15 protein-coding genes are annotated in these 16,662 nt (G+C 65.8%); 9 read left to right on the forward strand and 6 right to left on the reverse strand.

Going from position 1 to position 16,662, the window contains the following annotated elements; genetic code table 11:
- Nucleotides 1-2,841 (reverse strand): class I adenylate cyclase, encoded by a 2,841-nt coding sequence (locus IPK65_13415; GenBank protein ID MBK8164083.1) that lies wholly within the window; start codon nt 2,839-2,841, stop codon nt 1-3.
- 173 nt (nt 2,842-3,014) lie between these two features.
- Nucleotides 3,015-4,400 (reverse strand): argininosuccinate lyase, encoded by a 1,386-nt coding sequence (argH, locus tag IPK65_13420; GenBank protein MBK8164084.1) that lies wholly within the window; start codon nt 4,398-4,400, stop codon nt 3,015-3,017.
- Between the two features lie 151 nt (nt 4,401-4,551).
- On the opposite strand from argH, the gene IPK65_13425 reads away from it, so the two are divergent.
- The 7 genes from IPK65_13425 to IPK65_13455 all read left to right on the forward strand — a co-directional run bounded on the left by IPK65_13425 (nt 4,552) and on the right by IPK65_13455 (nt 10,845).
- The gene (locus tag IPK65_13425) at nt 4,552-5,625 is read left to right on the forward strand and encodes a sensor histidine kinase (GenBank protein MBK8164085.1); all 1,074 of its coding nucleotides are present in this window, start codon (nt 4,552-4,554) and stop codon (nt 5,623-5,625) included.
- Nucleotides 5,622-6,359 carry a response regulator transcription factor gene (locus IPK65_13430; protein ID MBK8164086.1) on the forward strand — a complete coding sequence of 246 codons (738 nt, stop codon included), beginning with the start codon at nt 5,622-5,624 and terminating at the stop codon, nt 6,357-6,359. The genes IPK65_13425 and IPK65_13430 overlap by 4 nt, the downstream gene beginning before the upstream one ends.
- Before the next feature lie 97 nt (nt 6,360-6,456).
- Entirely contained in the window at nt 6,457-7,392 is a 936-nt protein-coding gene (hemC, locus tag IPK65_13435) for a hydroxymethylbilane synthase (protein MBK8164087.1), read from the forward strand.
- Entirely contained in the window at nt 7,373-8,200 is an 828-nt protein-coding gene (locus IPK65_13440) for a uroporphyrinogen-III synthase (GenBank protein ID MBK8164088.1), read from the forward strand. The genes hemC and IPK65_13440 overlap by 20 nt, the downstream gene beginning before the upstream one ends.
- Entirely contained in the window at nt 8,190-9,275 is a 1,086-nt protein-coding gene (locus IPK65_13445; GenBank protein ID MBK8164089.1) for a uroporphyrinogen-III C-methyltransferase, read from the forward strand. Before IPK65_13440 ends, IPK65_13445 begins: the two co-directional genes overlap by 11 nt.
- The gene (locus IPK65_13450; protein MBK8164090.1) at nt 9,272-10,495 is read left to right on the forward strand and encodes a heme biosynthesis protein HemY; all 1,224 of its coding nucleotides are present in this window, start codon (nt 9,272-9,274) and stop codon (nt 10,493-10,495) included. Before IPK65_13445 ends, IPK65_13450 begins: the two co-directional genes overlap by 4 nt.
- Nucleotides 10,496-10,500: 5 nt before the next feature.
- Nucleotides 10,501-10,845, forward strand: a complete 345-nt coding sequence (locus IPK65_13455; protein ID MBK8164091.1) for a Rieske 2Fe-2S domain-containing protein — start codon at nt 10,501-10,503, stop codon at nt 10,843-10,845.
- 6 nt (nt 10,846-10,851) lie between these two features.
- Here IPK65_13455 and IPK65_13460 read toward each other — a convergent pair whose 3' ends face one another.
- Nucleotides 10,852-12,144: a DEAD/DEAH box helicase gene (locus IPK65_13460; protein ID MBK8164092.1), complete on the reverse strand. Its 1,293-nt coding sequence runs from the start codon at nt 12,142-12,144 to the stop codon at nt 10,852-10,854.
- Between the two features lie 163 nt (nt 12,145-12,307).
- Here IPK65_13460 and trxA point away from each other — a divergent pair, with 163 nt between their 5' ends.
- Nucleotides 12,308-12,634 (forward strand): thioredoxin TrxA, encoded by a 327-nt coding sequence (gene trxA / locus IPK65_13465; GenBank protein ID MBK8164093.1) that lies wholly within the window; start codon nt 12,308-12,310, stop codon nt 12,632-12,634.
- A 239-nt stretch (nt 12,635-12,873) separates the two neighbouring features.
- Nucleotides 12,874-14,130, forward strand: a complete 1,257-nt coding sequence (gene rho / locus IPK65_13470; GenBank protein MBK8164094.1) for a transcription termination factor Rho — start codon at nt 12,874-12,876, stop codon at nt 14,128-14,130.
- 52 nt (nt 14,131-14,182) lie between these two features.
- Here the strand turns inward: rho and IPK65_13475 are convergent, their stop codons facing one another.
- From IPK65_13475 to gspL, 3 genes are read right to left on the reverse strand one after another with little or no spacing between them, the layout of a single operon-like run.
- The gene (locus IPK65_13475) at nt 14,183-14,953 is read right to left on the reverse strand and encodes a type II secretion system protein N (GenBank protein ID MBK8164095.1); all 771 of its coding nucleotides are present in this window, start codon (nt 14,951-14,953) and stop codon (nt 14,183-14,185) included.
- Nucleotides 14,950-15,435 carry a type II secretion system protein M gene (locus tag IPK65_13480; protein MBK8164096.1) on the reverse strand — a complete coding sequence of 162 codons (486 nt, stop codon included), beginning with the start codon at nt 15,433-15,435 and terminating at the stop codon, nt 14,950-14,952. Before IPK65_13480 ends, IPK65_13475 begins: the two co-directional genes overlap by 4 nt.
- The gene (gspL, locus tag IPK65_13485) at nt 15,432-16,661 is read right to left on the reverse strand and encodes a type II secretion system protein GspL (GenBank protein MBK8164097.1); all 1,230 of its coding nucleotides are present in this window, start codon (nt 16,659-16,661) and stop codon (nt 15,432-15,434) included. Before gspL ends, IPK65_13480 begins: the two co-directional genes overlap by 4 nt.
- Nucleotide 16,662 lies beyond the last annotated feature (1 nt).

The raw sequence follows: 16,662 nt of genomic DNA on the forward strand, positions 1-16,662 counted from the left end.
TCAGCCCGCCAGGTTCGCCGTCTTGTCCTCGACCAGGGCGGCGAGCGCGCGGTTCAGGCCCTCCTCGATCAGTTTCTTGTATTCCAGGTAATGCACGGTCTGCAGCTGGTCGGGTCCCGCGAGGCCCGCGACGCGGTGGGACAGGTCGATGTCGGTGATGTAGATCGGATAGCGTAATCCGCTCTTGCGGAGCTCCAGCACATATCTGGCGACTTCGTGAAACAGACCGTCGCCGAATTCCAGCGAGGAGAATTCGCGCGCGTCGATGTAGATGGTGAACTCGGGGCGGTTGTTGTCCGAGACGCCTGCGATGACCTGCACGTTGAAATAGCGCTGGTCCTCGTCCGCGCCCTGCTCCCGGTGGCGCGCCAGCTGGCTCTGGCCGTGATATTTCTTGACGGCCTGGTAGATCTCCACCGGAACGGCATTCGCGTCCATCGCGCCTTCCGGCGCCTTGTGCCGGTTGCGGCGCGCGCCGACCGCGGCGAGAAATCGCCGGTACTGCTGTACCAGGAGCCGGACATCCATCCTGGGCATGCGACGGGAAAAGAGCGAGCCGCGTTCGTCGATGAAATATACGTAGATCGCCGTCGCCTCCTCTACATAATAAAACTGCACCACGCCCGCCTTGTTATTGCGGTAGATGACCGGCAGGATGTCATGACCGAGCGCGTAACGGTCGATCACGACCGGACTGTACGCATGCACCGGCGCGGCGAGATACTTGAGCAGGTCATTGTAGGTGTCGAGCCGGGAGTGGCGCAGGGCGCCGTTGTCCAGCTGCAGCGCGTAGTAGCGTGTCCCGATCAGCAGGATATAGCGTGCCCTGTCGGCGTGGGGGGAGGTGTAGTAGCAAGCTGCGACATCCTGGAACAATTCCTCCATGCGTCGCACGATGGCCGCGCTCTGCATGGAGGAAAAACAGTAGGCGGCCACCGGCGGCGGGGGCGCACCCGCCGAAGGCGGCGACCATTGCAGGTAGGCGCCGAGGCCGTCGAGCAGACCCTGTTCGCCCTCGTACTGCGAGACCATGACCTCCTGCCAGGTCGTGCGTGCGACCTGGTCGATGGACAGCACGAGGTTTTCACACACGCCGCCGAAACTGAGGGCGTCGGTCTTGTTACTGGTCAGTTCCTTGCCTTCCCGCTCGCGCAGCGTCGCGGGCTTCAGTCCGACGTTGATGAACAGGGTGAGATTCGCGAGCCGCGGCGACTGCGAAAGGTCTTCCAGGGTGGTTTCGCCGAGTCGCGAGCCGGGTATCATCTGGTCGAGGCCGCGTACGATGGATTTGATCTCGTTCACGCTGAGTGTGCTTTCGCGGGCGAACAAGGCGAAGGTTGTGCGTTCGTCGACGAGCTGGTTAAGAAAGCACCAGGCGAGCATCTCTGTGACGGCGCGGCTGCGCTTGATCGGTTTGCCGTACGCCGTTTCCTCGGGTGGCACGATGCCGCGGTAAAGCACCCAGGCGCCAGTTTCCCGGCCGCCCACCAGGTGAATCGAGAGGTGGCTCTCCCATATGTCGCTGGAAATGCCCCGATTGACGATGTCGACCTTGCCAGCCTTGCGCTCGAAGGCCGCGTAGAGCTTGCGGCCGAGGATGTTCAGGTCGCGCTGGTTGATCTTCGCCAGCATGTTCTGCACCCGCGCGAAGCGAGAGAGCGAGTGATAGCTCTGCGTCAGGGCGCTGACCAGGCTCCGTCGTTCATCGAGCACCTCGTGGATCTTCCATTGCTGCCGCCTGTCCAGCTGCTGCAGGTGGCTGCGCTTCCATCCCCACGCCTGCGCGATGTCCTTCATGACGTCGAAACGCCAGTTTTCCTGCGGTTCGTCCTGGCGCCCGAGCTGCTCGTTGACCTTGAAGTAGAAGCAGCGGCGCATCACCGCGAGGCGCTCGTCGTCGCCCTGGGCGGCAAGATATTCATCGATCCTGCGGTACAGCATGATGTAGGGATCGAGGCGGGTGATATCTGTCTCGCCTTCATGCAGCGCGCGCTTGAAGCGCAACGACAGCAGCTCGACCTGCGGATACTCGGCCGCGTAAACCTCCATCAGCATGAGCTTGAGCGCGGCCTTGTAGGGTGAATCGATGCTCTTGTACAGCTGCCAGAGCGCAGCGCCGAAGAATTCCTCGGCGGGCGCGCGCGGAATGCCGCCGAAGTCGACGGTCTCGTTGTCGCCGATATCCCCGCGCTCGCGCAGGCGGCGTACGTAACGGTCGTAATCGGATTCCTCCTGCTCCGGGACCAGCCACCAGACCGGATAACGTCCGGCAAGCAGGGTGCCGGTGCGATAGAACTCGTCGAGCAGCAGGTGATACTGCGCGCTGCCGCTGCTCTCGTCGGACAGTTCGACCACCTTGCCGGCACGGAAGTGTTCGCAGTTCATCAGGAAAAAGTGCACCTCGAGATCAAAGGATTCCGCCCATTTCTCCAGGGCTGAGGCCTTTTCCTGCAGCTCGGCAAGCTGGACGGCGGAGAGGTCCGGGTTGTGGCACACCCAGATGTCGAAGTCGCTCTTGGTCGAATAGGCGATGGTGCCGCTGCTGCCCATCAGGAACAGCGAGAAGATGTCGTAGCGGGGCAGGGCGCGCGGCCGGTAATCGAGCTCGCGTGTCATCTTCTGCACTATCTCGAGCGCGCGCCGGCTCGGTGAATAGTCGGATACCCCGACCGGGGTGGCGGCGGAGACGAACCCGGGCAGTTCCGCATGATTGATGTGAAACAGCAGTGGCAGCACCTCGAGCACGTCGCGCTGGCGGTTGCGCAGGGTGTCGCGGATGCGATTCACACGGTCGCGGTTGAGCGCCAGGAAGCGTTTCTTGATGGTTTTGGTATCGAGCAAGGCCTGTCCTTTCGCGCCACTGACCGGGTAATGAGGAGGCGTGAAATGTATCGGCAGGAGTGTGACAAACTTCAAAATTACCCGCCGTCGACTCTAAGGATGGCCGGACGGTCAAATCGGGCGGCATGGATGGCCCGCCGGGGTCTGGCGGAGCCGGGTGCGGCGCGGGATGTTCAGCCCAGCAGGCGGTGCGCGCGCGCAATGGCGGCGCGCACCTGCGCAGGCGCGGTGCCGCCAGGGTGGTTGCGCGCGGCGACGGAACCCTCGACCGTGAGCACGGCATGGACATCGTCGCCGATGGCGTCGGAGAAGCCGCGCAGCTCGTCGAGGGTGAGGGCGGCGAGTTCCCTGCCCTGGTCGATGGCGTAGCGCACCGTCTTGCCGACGATCTCGTGGGCATCACGGAAGGCGATGCCCCTGCGGACGAGATAATCGGCCAGATCGGTCGCGGTCGAGTAGCCGAGGCGGGCGGACTGCGCCATGCGCTCGCGCCGGACCTGCATGCCGGGCAGCATGCCGGCGAACACGCGCAGGCAGGCCTTCACCGTGTCGACGCTGTCGAACAGCGGTTCCTTGTCTTCCTGGTTGTCCTTGTTGTAGGCGAGCGGCTGGCCCTTCATCAGGGTGAGCAGCGCGACCAGGTTGCCGGTGACGCGGCCGCTCTTGCCGCGCACCAGCTCGGGCATGTCCGGGTTCTTCTTCTGCGGCATGATGGAGGATCCGGTGCAATAGCCGTCGGACAGCTCGACGAAGCCGAACTGCGCCGAGGACCACAGGATCAGCTCTTCGGAGAAGCGCGACAGGTGGACCATCAGCAAGGCGGCTGCGGCGGCGAATTCGATGGCGAAGTCGCGGTCGCTGACTGCGTCAAGCGAATTGGCGGCCGGCGCGTCGAATCCGAGCAGTTCGGCGGTGTAGGCGCGGTCGATCGGATAGCTCGTGCCGGCGAGCGCCGCCGCACCGAGCGGCATCACATTTACGCGGCGGCGGCAGTCGCGCATGCGATCCCGGTCGCGCTGCAGCATCTCGAACCAGGCCAGCAGGTGGTGCCCGAAGGTCACCGGCTGCGCCACCTGCAGGTGGGTAAAGCCCGGCATGATGGTATCCGCCTCGCGCTCGGCGAGGTCGAGCAGCACCTGCTGCAGATTGCGCAGTTCGGCGTCGACGGCATCGATCTCGTGGCGCAGATACAGGCGCAGGTCGGTGGCCACCTGGTCGTTGCGCGAGCGTCCTGTATGCAGCTTTTTGCCGGCCTCGCCGATGCGCTCGGTGAGGCGCGCCTCGATGTTCATATGCACGTCCTCGAACTCGACCAGCCAGGCGAAATCGCCGCGCTCGATGTCGGTCAGGATGTCGCGCAGGCCGCGTTCGATGGCGGCGAGTTCCTGCTCAGTCAGCACGCCGACGCGGGCGAGCATGCGGGCATGGGCGAGTGAGCCCTCGATGTCGTAGCGGTAGAGGCGGCGGTCAAAGCCGACGGAGGCGCCGAAGCTTTCCACCAGGGAGTCGGTGGCCTCGGTGAAGCGGCCGGACCACAGTTTGTCGCCAGTCTTGTCCATGGATGATGCGCGTCGGGACGGAACGGATTACCGGGCAGTATAACAAGTTTCCGGGCACTCACCCTGCTCTGAAGTTTTTCTCCCGCGCGCCGATATGTGGCCGACACCCGTCCCGCGGCCGCGGGACGGGGCGCATCCGGAACCGACGACCATGAAAGCGAGCGCCCTTGCCATTCCCCGCGCCGCGCGCGACGGCGCCAGCGGCTTCCTGCCGGATTTCTGCAATATCCGCATCGTCTTCATCATCGTCGTCACCGCCGAACTGCTCGCCTTCATCCTGGCGCTGACCGCCCCCGTCTCCGGGGCGGAGCGCTGGAGCCGACTCGGCCTGCTGTCGCTGTTCATTCAATGGATTTCGCTCTCCTGCGCGGGCGCCCTGTGCCTCGCCCGCGGCCGGCTCAACCGCCTGTCCAACCCGCTCGCGGGGACGACCGCCTATCTGATCATCCTGATGATGACGGTGCTTGCAGTGGAGTCCGCCCAGCTCATCGCGCGCGGCACCGGCCTGGGGTCTTTCCTGCCGCCAGGCCAGCACGAGGAGTTTCTGCGCACGAGCCTGGCGATCGCCGGCATCGTGGGGGCGGTGGTATTGCGCTATTTCTACCTTCAGCGGCAGACCCGGCGTACCATCGAGGCCGAGGCAAAGGCGCGCTTTCAGGCGCTGCAGGCGCGCATCCGTCCGCATTTCATGTTCAACAGTATGAACACCATCGCGAGCCTCACCCGCACCAATCCGGCGCTGGCTGAGGAGGTGGTGGAGGATCTCGCCGAACTGTTCCGCATCAGCCTGTCCGACGCCGCCAACCTGAGCACGCTGGGCGCCGAACTGGAGCTGATCAGGCGCTACCTCAAGATCGAGACCCTGCGCATGGGAGAGCGCCTGTGCGTGGTTGACGAGACCGCCGCCCTGCCCCTGGACGCGCGGATCCCCGCATTGCTGGTACAGCCGCTGGTGGAGAACGCGGTCTACCACGGCGTTGAGCCGCTGCCCGAGGGCGGCGCCATCCGGATCACCGGACACTGCACCGACGGAGTGATCACGCTGTGCGTAAGCAATCCGCTGGCGGATTCGCCGCCGCGGCGCGGCGGGAACCGTATGGCGCTGGACAACGTGCGCGAACGCCTGCAGCTCCACTGCGGACGCGCGGGGCGCCTCGATGCGGGACCGCGAGATGGACAGTTCCACGCCTGCCTGAGCTTTCCTTATATAAAGGAGGAGGCATGAGACTGCTGCTCGCGGATGACGAAGCCCCGGCCCGCGCCCGTCTGCGCAGTCTTCTCGGCGAGATCGGCGCCGACGAGATCGTCGGCGAGGCCGCCAACGGCCGCGAGGCGCTTGAACTCGCCGACCGCCTCCGCCCCGATGTCGTGCTGCTCGACATCCGCATGCCGGGCATCGACGGGATCGAGGCCGCCGGCCATCTGGCGGGCTATGAACAGCCGCCGGCGGTCATTTTCACCACCGCCTACGGCGATTACGCCCTGGAGGCCTTCGAGATGCATGCGGTCGACTATCTGCTCAAACCGATCCGGCGCCAGCGGCTGGCGGAGGCGCTCGCCAAGGCGCGGCGCCTGAGCCGCTCCCGGCTCGACGCGGTGCGCGACATGCTGCCGGGCGCGCCGTCACGCACCCACATCTGTGCGCGCGCGCGCGGGCAGATGGTGCTGATACCGGTAAAGGAGATCATCTATTTCAGGGCGGATCACAAGTACGTGACGGTGCGCCATCTGCACGGCGAGGTGCTGATCGAGGAACCGCTTAAGGACCTGGCCGAGGAATTCGCCGGCCGCTTCCTGCGCATCCATCGCAATACCTTGATCGCGGTGTCTTTTCTGGCCGGTCTCACAAAGACTCCGGACGGCCTCCACATGGTCAGCCTGCGCGGCGTCGAGGAGCGGCCCGAGGTAAGCCGGCGGCACCTGTTCGCGCTGAAGGAACTGCTCAAGCGCTACGGTTGAGGGCGCGGCGCCGCGCTGCGGAATTTGCATTTGCCTGCCCGGGACGCAGCCCTTAGCATAAGGGGCCTTCGCACCCGGATCCCGAACACGCAGACGCATGACCACCGCCAGCCGAATCCGCATCGCCACCCGCAAGAGCCCGCTCGCCCTGTGGCAGGCCGGTTATGTCCGCAGCCTGCTCGAGCAGGCGCACCCGGGTTTGCAGGTGGACCTGGTCATGATGAGCACCCAGGGGGACAGGATCCTGGATTCACCGCTCGCCAAGATCGGCGGCAAGGGCCTCTTCGTCAAGGAGCTCGAACAGAGCATGCTCGAGGGCCGCACCGATATCGCGGTTCACTCGATGAAGGACGTACCGGTGGAACTGCCGCCGGGTCTGCACCTCCCCGTGGTGCTCGCGCGGGAGGAACCACGCGACGCCTTTGTCTCCCTGCGCTATGACCGGCTGGAACGTCTTCCGCCACGCGCGCGCGTTGGAACCTCCAGCCTGCGCCGACAGGCGCAGCTGCACGCGCTGCGGCCCGATCTCGACATCCTCAGCCTGCGCGGCAATGTCGGCACGCGCCTGCGCAAGCTGGCCGAGGGCGACTACGACGCCATCGTGCTCGCCAGCGCCGGACTGATCCGTCTCGGCATGGCGGAGCGCATCACCCAGCAGTTGGAGACGGAGGTATGCCTGCCTGCGATCGGCCAGGGCGTGATCGGCATCGAGTGCCGGATGGACGACGCCACGGTCAACGAGATGATCCGCCCGCTCAACGACCGCAGCACCCAGATCTGCATCGAGGCGGAACGCGCGCTGAACGCCCGCCTGCAGGGAGGCTGCCAGGTGCCGATCGCCGGCCACGCCACCCTGCAGGGCGATAGCGTCACGTTGCATGGACTGGTTGGCTATCCCGACGGCAGCCGCATCATCCGCTGCCATGCCGCTGGCGGAACGGCGGAGGCCGCCGCGGTGGGCATCAGGCTGGCGGATGAGCTGCTTGGCTGCGGGGCGCGGGCGATCCTGGGTCATGTCTACGGCGGGCGCTGAGCCGGGTCCGGACCTGGCCGGCTGCCATATCCTGGTCACGCGTCCGGCGCAGCAGGCGCAGGGATTGTGTGCATTGATCGAGCGCGCCGGCGGGCGGGCCACCGCGCTGCCCGTGATCGAGATCTCCGCGCCAGGCAATCCGCGGGCCCTGGCGGAGCTGCTTGCGCGCCTGGAGCGGTTCGACATCGCCATATTCGTCAGCGGCAATGCGGTGCATCGCGCCTGCGCCGAGCTCGGGGAGCGTGCCTGGCCTCCGGCACTGCGTCTGGCCGCCGTAGGTCGCGGCAGCGCGGCCGCACTGGCGGAGCACGGTCTGCATGCCGACGTCCATCCGCCGCGGGAGTACAGTAGTGAAGGTCTGCTCGCGCTCGACGCGCTGCAGCGGGTCGCGGGCCGGCGCGTGATCGTATTCCGCGGCGAGGGCGGCCGCGAATTGCTGGCCGAGGCACTGCGCGCACGCGGCGCAGAGGTGGAGTACGCGGAGGTCTATCGGCGCGTCCTGCCCGCCGCGAGCCGGGCCGGTCTGCAGCGCATAGCGACCGAAGACAATATTGATACGATTGTGGTCACCAGTAACGAGGGTTTGCACAACCTGTATGTGCTGGCCGGCGAGGACAGGCGCGGCTGGCTGCTCGGGCGGCAGCTGATCGTGATCAGCGAGCGCACCGCGCGTCTCGCGGGCGAACTGGGATTCCACCATCCCGCCTGCGTGGCTCCGGAGGCGAGCGACGAAGGACTGCTCGCAGCCATACTCCGCTGGTGGCGCGGCGCACGCGAAGGGAGCGAGGACATGGTACATGCACATTGATAACAAACCCGTGGCGGACGATGACGCGGCGCATGCGCGCGATGCCGTCGCCATCGAGCCGCCGGCGCCCGCGTCCGCGCCAGCACCGTCCGGCGGACGCGCCTGGAGCTTCGGCATTGCGCTCCTTGCGCTGCTGTGTGCCGGCGGCGGCATCCTGGCGGGTTATTACTTCGCGCAGCAGTTCCGTACAGAGCAACAGGTGCTGGCGAAACATGGCGATGATCTGGATGCGGCGCTTCAATCCGCCTCCCGGCGCCAGGATGAGCTCACCGCGCGTCTCGCGCGTGTGGAAAGCGATATCCCGGGTGTTGCCACTGAGCTGACCGAGATCGAAGACTTGCTGCGCCGCGAAGCGCTGCGGCGCGTGGAGCCGGCGGACATCGAACGCCTGCTGCGCATGGCCAACGACAGCCTGCAGCTGGCCGGTGATATCGACACCGCGCTGCTCGCGCTCAGAAACGCCGACCGACGTCTCCAGGCGCTGGGTGATCCCCTGTTCGCCGAGGTGCGGCGCCGACTCGCCCGGGAGATCACGTCACTCGAGGCGGTGCCGCGGCCGGATGTCGCCGGCATGGCCTACGCCCTCGCGGGCCTGCAGGGTGAGCTGGGTGCGCTGCTGCTGCGCCAGGAGGCGCCCGAACCCGCGGACGCAGCGGAACGGGAGCGATCTGACACCGACGTGCCGCAATGGCGCGTCGTGGCGCGCGATATCTGGGCGTCATTGAAGAGTCTGGTGGTGGTGCGGCGCCGTGAGGGCGGCGAACCGCCGTTGATCGCCCCGGGAGAGCAGATCTTTCTGACCCAGAACCTGTACCTCAAGCTGGAATCGGCCCGGGTCGCGCTACTCGCCCGCGACGACAGGAATTTCCACGCCAGCCTGTCCGCGGCCCGGGCCTGGCTCGACAAGTACTACGACGGCGGGAACGCGGCCGTGGCGGCGGTCGCCGCGCGTCTCAGCGAAATGGATCAGGTGAATATCGCGCCGGGCTTGCCGGATGTCTCCGGTTCCCTGGACGCCCTGCATGCGGCGCTCGAACGCCGGCGCGCGCCTGGGCGCGAGGACGGCGGCGCATGAAGTGGCTGTTTTCCACCCTGCTCGCCCTGCTGTTCGCGCTCGCGGTGGCGTTGTTCGCGTATTACGATCCCGGTTACGTGCTGGTGCAGTACCGGGGCTGGACCATCGAATTCAGCCTGGCCCTGGCCCTGGTCATGCTCATGGGCATGATCGTCCTGTTTCACCTGTCGATGCGGATGGCGGGCAATCTGCTGCGCCTGCCGCGGCGCCTGCGCGACTGGCGGCGGAGGCACGCGGCGCGGCGCGCGCAGGCCGTCCTGGTGCGGGGCTATCTCGATCTTTATGCGGGGCGTTACCAGCGCGCCGAGCAGCGCCTCAGCAAGTACGCGGGTCATGGCGACACCGCCGCGGTGCTGAATTACCTCGGGGCGGCGCGCGCCGCACAGGCCCTCGGCGCCGACGAGCGGCGCGACCGCTATCTGGAGCTCGCACGCGACAGCGCGGCGGGGTCGGATCCGGCGGTGGCGCTCACGCGCGCGGAACTGCTGCTGGAGCGCGGCCAATACGGGCCGGCGCTGGCTGACCTGACCCGGGTGCGGTCGGAGCAGCCGAAGAATATCGTCATGCAGCGCCAGTTGCTGCGTCTGTACCGCGAGACGCGGGACTGGGAGCAGCTGCTCGCGCTGTTGCCGGCACTGCGCAAGCAGCATGGCATCGATCACGCGACTGCGGAACGGCTGCAGATTCAGGCCTATCGCAGCCTGCTGGCGCGTGGCGGCGGCAAGGGGACCGAACAGGCCCTGAACGAGCTCTGGCAGCGCGTTCCGAAGGAGCTTGCCCATCGCCCCGAGCTGGTACGGGAATATGTGCAGCGGCTGATCGCATGCGGCGCGCCGGACCAGGCGGAGGCGGTGTTGTATCGCAGCGTGACGCGGCAATGGAGTCCCGAATTGATCCATCTGTACGGGCTGATCGACGGCAGCCAGCCCGAACGCCAGCTGCGGCGTGCCGAGGAATGGCTGAGCGGCCATGAAACCGACCCCGTTCTATTGCTGACCGTCGGCCGGCTGTGCCGGCGTAACGCCTTGTGGGGCAAGGCGCGGCAATATCTCGAGTCCTGCATCCGCAGCGGAGGCGGATACGAGGCGTTCAACGAACTCGCCGGGGTGCTGGAAAAGACGGGCGAGCGGGAGACGGCGCTGATCTATTACCGCCGCGGACTGGCCCTGAAGGATGCGGACGCGCAGCGGCTGGCCTGGACCGGCGCCGACGCGCCCTAGCGCGCATGCGCCGCGTATGTTCGCTGTCTGAACTGGAAGGCGTCATGGCCAGGGGTTTTGAGCTGCCCCTGCCGGGCTGCGCGCACGGCATCATCGTCGTACGCGGGGATGGGGTGTACCACGGCTATCTGAACCGGTGTCCGCACCGCAGGCTTCCACTCAACTGGTTGCCCGATCAATTTCTGGATCCCGAGGGGAGTCGTCTGCAATGCGCCAATCATGGCGCGCTGTTCAATGTCGCTGACGGTTACTGCATCGCCGGCCCGTGTGCGGGTACCCGCCTGAGTCCGGTCAGACTGGTCGCACGCGGCGCGGACCTCTGGCTGGACATTCCCGCGACGGCAGATTGACCGCGATCAGTCCTGCAGCGCTCCGCTGTGGCGCGGCCGCGCCGCGCGACGCGGCCGTTGAGGCGGCCGTCCACCGCGCCCGCTGCGGCGTTCGCGCCGCGCCGTCGCGCTGGCCGGTACACGTGGTTCGACGAGCAGGTCGCGGCTGACCGGCTCAGCGGCGATCTTGTGGCTGATGTAGGCCTCGATCTCGGGCAGCGAAAAGGCGTAGGTCTCGCAGGCGAAGCTGATCGCGTCGCCGGTGGCGCCGGCGCGCGCCGTGCGTCCGATGCGATGCACGTAGTCCTCCGGATCTTGCGGCAGGTCGTAATTGATGACGTGGCTGACATCCGGAATGTGCAGGCCGCGCGCCGCGACATCTGTGGCTACCAGCAACTGCAGTTGACCGTCGCTAAAACGGCCCAGCAGGCTGATGCGCTGTTTCTGCGGCACATCCCCCGACAGGATGGCGGCGTCGATGTCATTGGCGCACAGATAATCGCACAGTTGATTGCCCGCTTCCTTGGTATTGACGAACACCAGGATGCGGCGCGGTTCGAGTTTTTTCAGCAGGCCGAGCAGCAGCGGGATCTTTTCGTCGTTCGAGGTGTAGTAGACCGTCTGCTTGATGTTGTCCGCCGTGATGGTCTCGCGTTCGACGCGGATCTGCTGGGGATGGTTCATGTGCTCGTAGGCCAGTTCCATCACGCGATGCGAAAGGGTGGCCGAAAACAGCATGTTGAGCCGCTTCGCGGGCGGCGGCATGCGGCGCAGCAGGAAACGGATGTCCTTGATGAAGCCGAGGTCGAACATGCGATCGGCCTCGTCCAGCACCACCACCTCGATGGCCTTGAAGTCGAACACGTGCTGCTTGAAGTAATCGATGATGCGGCCGGGCGTACCGATCAGGATGTCCACCGCCTGCCCGACGGTCTCGCGCTGCTCGCGGTAACCGGTGCCGCCGTACACCACCTCGATGTGCAGGCCGCTGTATTTGCCGAGCGCCAGCGCGTCCTTGTGGATCTGCAGCGCGAGCTCGCGCGTCGGCGCGATGGCGATGGCGCGCGGCTGGTTGGGACGCCGCCCGGCGGGCGGTGGCGATTTGATGAGACGATTCAGCAGCGCGATAAGGAAGGCCGCCGTCTTGCCGGTGCCGGTCTGCGACTGCCCGCACACATCGCGTCCGGCAAGCGCGAGTTCGAGCGCCTGGGCCTGGATCGGCGTGCAGTATGAAAAACCAATTTCTTCAATGGCTTGCTTAATCTGCGCCGGAAGGTTCAGCTGTGAAAAGCTGATATTCGTCAAATGCTTGCCACTCATGGGGCGACAGCATATCAGATTTGTGTCCATTTCGACGAATGTCGCGAGTGGAGTGGAGCGGCCCTTCGGGTTTGTATCGCGCCACCATTTTGTTGATAATTGGCGCCAGCAACCACATGATCATGGGCAACGCGAAGTTGTCGGAAACCGGAGGCAAGCTTAAGTGAGTGCGAACATCAAGTACGTGTCGGACGGCGAATTCGAGCAGAAGGTATTGAGATCGGATCTGCCGGTACTGGTGGATTTCTGGGCCGAGTGGTGCGGGCCCTGCAAGATGATCGCCCCCATCCTGGATGAGATCGCGGATGCCTATGCCGGCAAGCTGACCGTGGCCAAGCTCAACATCGATGACAACCCCGCGACCCCCCCCAGATACGGCATCCGCGGCATTCCGACCCTGATGTTGTTCAAGAACGGCAACGTGGAGGCGACCAAGGTGGGCGCGGTATCGAAGTCGCAGCTGTCGGCGTTTATCGACAGCAATATTTAGGCAATATTCAGCGGCGGGGCGTTCGGCCGGCGACAGCAAAAAGTGCTGGACGCTGCCGCTAAATGGTGATAGCGTTACCCAAACAGAATCCAAACAGCTAGTTACGGCTTACCTCCTGCAGCCGTCTTCCATTTAGTTTTAACGTACAATCCCTGACAGAGAATACCGCAGGCCTGCTGGGCAGCGCGGACAACTTCCGTCCCCCTCTAGTCGTCACCGTCATATCCAATAAAACATCTATGAATCTGACCGAACTCAAACAGCAATCCGCGGCCGACCTGCTCAAGCTGGCCGAATCCATGAACATCGAGGGTATGGCGCGATCGCGTCGTCAGGACGTCATCTTCGCGATCCTGAAGGCGCACGCCAAGAAGGGCGAGGATATCTACAGCGAGGGCGTGCTGGAGATCCTGCAGGACGGTTTCGGTTTCCTGCGCTCGGCCGACAGCTCCTACCTCGCCGGCCCGGACGACATCTACGTGTCGCCCAGCCAGATCCGCCGCTTCAACCTCCGTACCGGCGACACCGTTTCCGGCAAGATCCGTCCCCCGAAGGAGGGTGAGCGATATTTCGCCCTGCTCAAGGTCAACGAGATCAACTACGAAGCCCCCGAGGTTGCCAAGAGCAAGGTGCTGTTCGAGAACCTGACGCCCCTGTTCGCCAACAAGCGTCTGCCGATGGAGCTCGGCAACGGCACCACCGAAGACATCACCATGCGCGTGATCGAGCTGGTGGCGCCCATCGGCAAGGGCCAGCGCGGCATGATCGTCTCGCCGCCCAAGGCGGGCAAGACCATGATGCTGCAGAGCATCGCCCGCTCCATCTCGGTCAAAAGCCCGGAATGTCACCTGATCGTGCTGCTGATCGACGAGCGCCCGGAAGAGGTGACCGAGATGGAGCGCTCCGTCAAGGGCGAGGTAATCTCCAGCACCTTTGACGAGCCGGCGACCCGCCATGTGCAGGTGGCCGAGATGGTGATCGAAAAGGCCAAGCGCCTGGTCGAGCACAAGAAGGACGTGGTGATACTGCTCGATTCGATCACCCGTCTGGGACGCGCCTACAACACCGTGGTGCCTTCCTCCGGCAAGGTGCTGACCGGCGGCGTCGACGCCAACGCACTGCAACGCCCCAAGCGCTTCTTCGGCGCGGCGCGCAACATCGAGGAGGGCGGCAGCCTCACCATCATCGCCACCGCGCTGGTCGAGACCGGCTCGCGCATGGACGACGTGATCTACGAGGAGTTCAAGGGCACCGGCAACATGGAAATCCACCTCGACCGCCGCATCGCCGAGAAGCGCATCTACCCGTCCATCAACATCAACCGCTCCGGCACCCGCCGCGAGGAACTGCTCACCGACCAGGACGAGCTGCAGAAGATGTGGATCCTGCGCAAGCTGCTGCATTCGATGGACGAGCTGGCGGCGATCGAGTTCCTCATCGACAAGCTCAAGGTCACCAAGAACAACGCCGACTTCTTCGATTCGATGAAGCGTTGACGGTACCGCGCGGGAAGACCGCGCAGCTACCTGTACTACAGGCGCGCCCGGCCTAGAAGTAACTCGCGAGATCGATGCGGCCGCGCCGGCTCAGACTCACCTTGCCGGCGGCATTCGGCGTGCCGAGGAAGCGCAGCGCCTGGCGCAGCTGGACGTCGTTCGGATCGCGCGCGCTCAGCCCGATCGTGAGCTGGTATTCGCCGCCCGGCTGAAAGATCAGCACTCCGTCCGCCTGCAACGGACCGCCGTTGTCCTTGAGTATCCCCTTGATGATTTCACCGCTGGATTCCAGCCGCATGGCGGCCCCCCCCAGCGCGACGTTGACCGGAGGGGCGAACGCCGCGTCCGCGATACTGAGCGTCGCCTCAAGGGCGGCGATCTTCCCGGCACGGATCTCGAGGTGGCCGATCTCGACCCTGAACTGGCCGTTGAGGCCGATGTCGTGCAGGTCGACGAAGCGCAGCGCCTCGTTGAGCGGAAGTGCGAGCTGGACATCGTCAGCAAAAAAAGGGGCGCCGAGCCCGCGGCCGACGACGGCGCTGACGGGCGCGCGTGCCAGCCGGCCTGAGAGCGCGTATTCGACGCGCCCCAGCAGCAGCGCGCGCGGGCGGAACGTCCACGCCGGCGCATCGATGCGCGTCTTGCCGATGGTTGCGGCGGCGGCGCGGCCGTACCACAGCGTACCGTCGGGTTGATAGAGCTGCACCGGCGCGGCGGCGCGCGACTGCAGCCAGGCGTACAGTTGCGCGGCCGGGAACTGGAGAATAAGGAAGACCAGATAGGCGCACGATAACAGCAGGCCGTAACCGATCAGGCGCTTCATGGCGTGCCCGCCTGCAGCGCCAGGCGCGCGTCCACCGTGCCCGACTGGCTCCTGCCGTCGATGGTGATCGATTCGATGCGCACGCCGTGTTCGCGCACCAGCAACTCGAGCCAGCGGGTCAAGTCGTCGAAGCCCGCCTGTTCGAGGCGGATGCGCACCTTGTCGGTGCCCTCGGGCTCGACCCGCTTCATCGCGGCGGCGAGACCGTGCTGGCGCGCGGTGCTGTCCGCCACGGCGAGCAGGGATTGGCCGGCGCCGCGCCGTGCCGGGGCACTGCCGCGCAGCTGCTTGACCTCCGTCGCCGCCTGCTGCATCCACACGCGCAATTCACGCTGTGCGACCACATTGTCGTCGAGCCGCTCGACATATCGGCTGAACGGATGCCAGGCGATGAGGAATAGCAGGACGAGCAGCGCGCCCCCGCCGCCACCCGCCAGCAGCACCCGTTCCCGGTCGCTCAGGTTTGCGATGAACTGTTTCATATGCCCTTCTTCGCCAGCTGCAGCCGCGCCTCGACGCGGTCATTGAGCGCGCTCGCGGACTGGATGTCGACCTCCATGCCGGCCGCCTCGATCAGCTGCTGTTTGAGCCGGTCCAGGGCCTGCAAATCGCCGATCACCAGCGCGAGGTCGAGTTTGCCGTCGTGATAATTCACGCGCTGCAGTATGAGGTTGTCGACCTGCTTGAGCGGGCCGGCAGCGTCGCTCATGAGGGCGAGGAACCCGCCTCCCGTGCCGCCACCTCCGCCGCGCAGCGCGGCCAGCCCCTGTTCCATCTGCGCGCGCGGATTGACCACCCGGCGCGCGTCAGGAAAGGCGTCAAGGTAGATCGCCTGGATCTCCTGTTCCAGCGCCGCGTTTTCGCGCGACAGCGTGATGTAGTCGGCGACGGTCATGCCGGCGTTGACCAGCAGCAGGACCGCCAGCAGCAATGCGGCCGGGATCCACGGCCGCCACACCCGGCCCAGCTGTTCGCGCCTGCTGTAGTCGCCCTGCAGCAGGTTGATCGCCGCCTGCTCGCTGAAGTGACGCACCATCAAGGCCAGCTTGCTGCCGCTGACGGCGCGCCATTCGACATGCACCCCGGAATCCTTGGGGAACTCGACATCCAGCTTGTGCGCGTCGTCGTACAGCACGACGCGATCCGGACGCTGATCGCCGGCTTCGTCGACGCTGAGCGGCAGCAGGAGCGCGAAATTCGCGCTGTCGAGGGCAAACCCGCCCTGTGCGGCGGTGCGCACCAGGCTGATGTCGCCCTTGTCGAGTGCGGTCCACGAACCGGCCTCGAAGGGCAGGGTGAGGGTATCGGCCACCAACATTTCCGGCACGATACCCGCTGCATGCAACTGCTCCAGCCACTGGTCCATGCGCGCCCGCTCGACCACCGCGGCACACAGGGCGCCACCGGACTCGCGCATGCCGGGGGCGAAGTGAAGCGTCTCGACATCCGGTATCAGGCGGTCTTCCAGCACGTAGGGGAGCGCGGCCAGTATCCGCTGCCGGTTGCGCGCCGGGACCACGGCGCGCGCCAGAGTGACGTCTTCGCCGGGCACCAGCACCACGACGCGGCAGCCGGCGCATTGCCGCGACAGATCCTCCAGCGCGCTGCGTTCGACAGCGGACTCGGTCGCACCGTCGGACACACGCACCCATTCCGCCGTGCCGTCGGACAGACAGGTGCCGAGATGTATGAAAAGCGTGTCGCGCATG

It is taken from the genome of Gammaproteobacteria bacterium (assembly GCA_016712635.1).
Lineage (GTDB): Bacteria > Pseudomonadota > Gammaproteobacteria > SZUA-140 > SZUA-140 > JADJWH01.

Excerpts from the sequence above, each read along its gene's own strand:
- argH (MBK8164084.1), bottom strand. The coding sequence starts at position 4,400 with ATGGACAAGACTGGCGACAAACTGTGGTCCGGCCGCTTCACCGAGGCC.
- IPK65_13425 (MBK8164085.1), top strand. The coding sequence starts at position 4,552 with ATGAAAGCGAGCGCCCTTGCCATTCCCCGCGCCGCGCGCGACGGCGCC.
- IPK65_13430 (MBK8164086.1), top strand. The coding sequence starts at position 5,622 with ATGAGACTGCTGCTCGCGGATGACGAAGCCCCGGCCCGCGCCCGTCTG.
- hemC (MBK8164087.1), top strand. The coding sequence starts at position 6,457 with ATGACCACCGCCAGCCGAATCCGCATCGCCACCCGCAAGAGCCCGCTC.
- IPK65_13440 (MBK8164088.1), top strand. The coding sequence starts at position 7,373 with ATGTCTACGGCGGGCGCTGAGCCGGGTCCGGACCTGGCCGGCTGCCAT.
- IPK65_13445 (MBK8164089.1), top strand. The coding sequence starts at position 8,190 with ATGCACATTGATAACAAACCCGTGGCGGACGATGACGCGGCGCATGCG.
- IPK65_13450 (MBK8164090.1), top strand. The coding sequence starts at position 9,272 with ATGAAGTGGCTGTTTTCCACCCTGCTCGCCCTGCTGTTCGCGCTCGCG.
- IPK65_13455 (MBK8164091.1), top strand. The coding sequence starts at position 10,501 with ATGCGCCGCGTATGTTCGCTGTCTGAACTGGAAGGCGTCATGGCCAGG.
- IPK65_13460 (MBK8164092.1), bottom strand. The coding sequence starts at position 12,144 with ATGAGTGGCAAGCATTTGACGAATATCAGCTTTTCACAGCTGAACCTT.
- rho (MBK8164094.1), top strand. The coding sequence starts at position 12,874 with ATGAATCTGACCGAACTCAAACAGCAATCCGCGGCCGACCTGCTCAAG.
- IPK65_13475 (MBK8164095.1), bottom strand. The coding sequence starts at position 14,953 with ATGAAGCGCCTGATCGGTTACGGCCTGCTGTTATCGTGCGCCTATCTG.
- IPK65_13480 (MBK8164096.1), bottom strand. The coding sequence starts at position 15,435 with ATGAAACAGTTCATCGCAAACCTGAGCGACCGGGAACGGGTGCTGCTG.
- gspL (MBK8164097.1), bottom strand. The coding sequence starts at position 16,661 with ATGCGCGACACGCTTTTCATACATCTCGGCACCTGTCTGTCCGACGGC.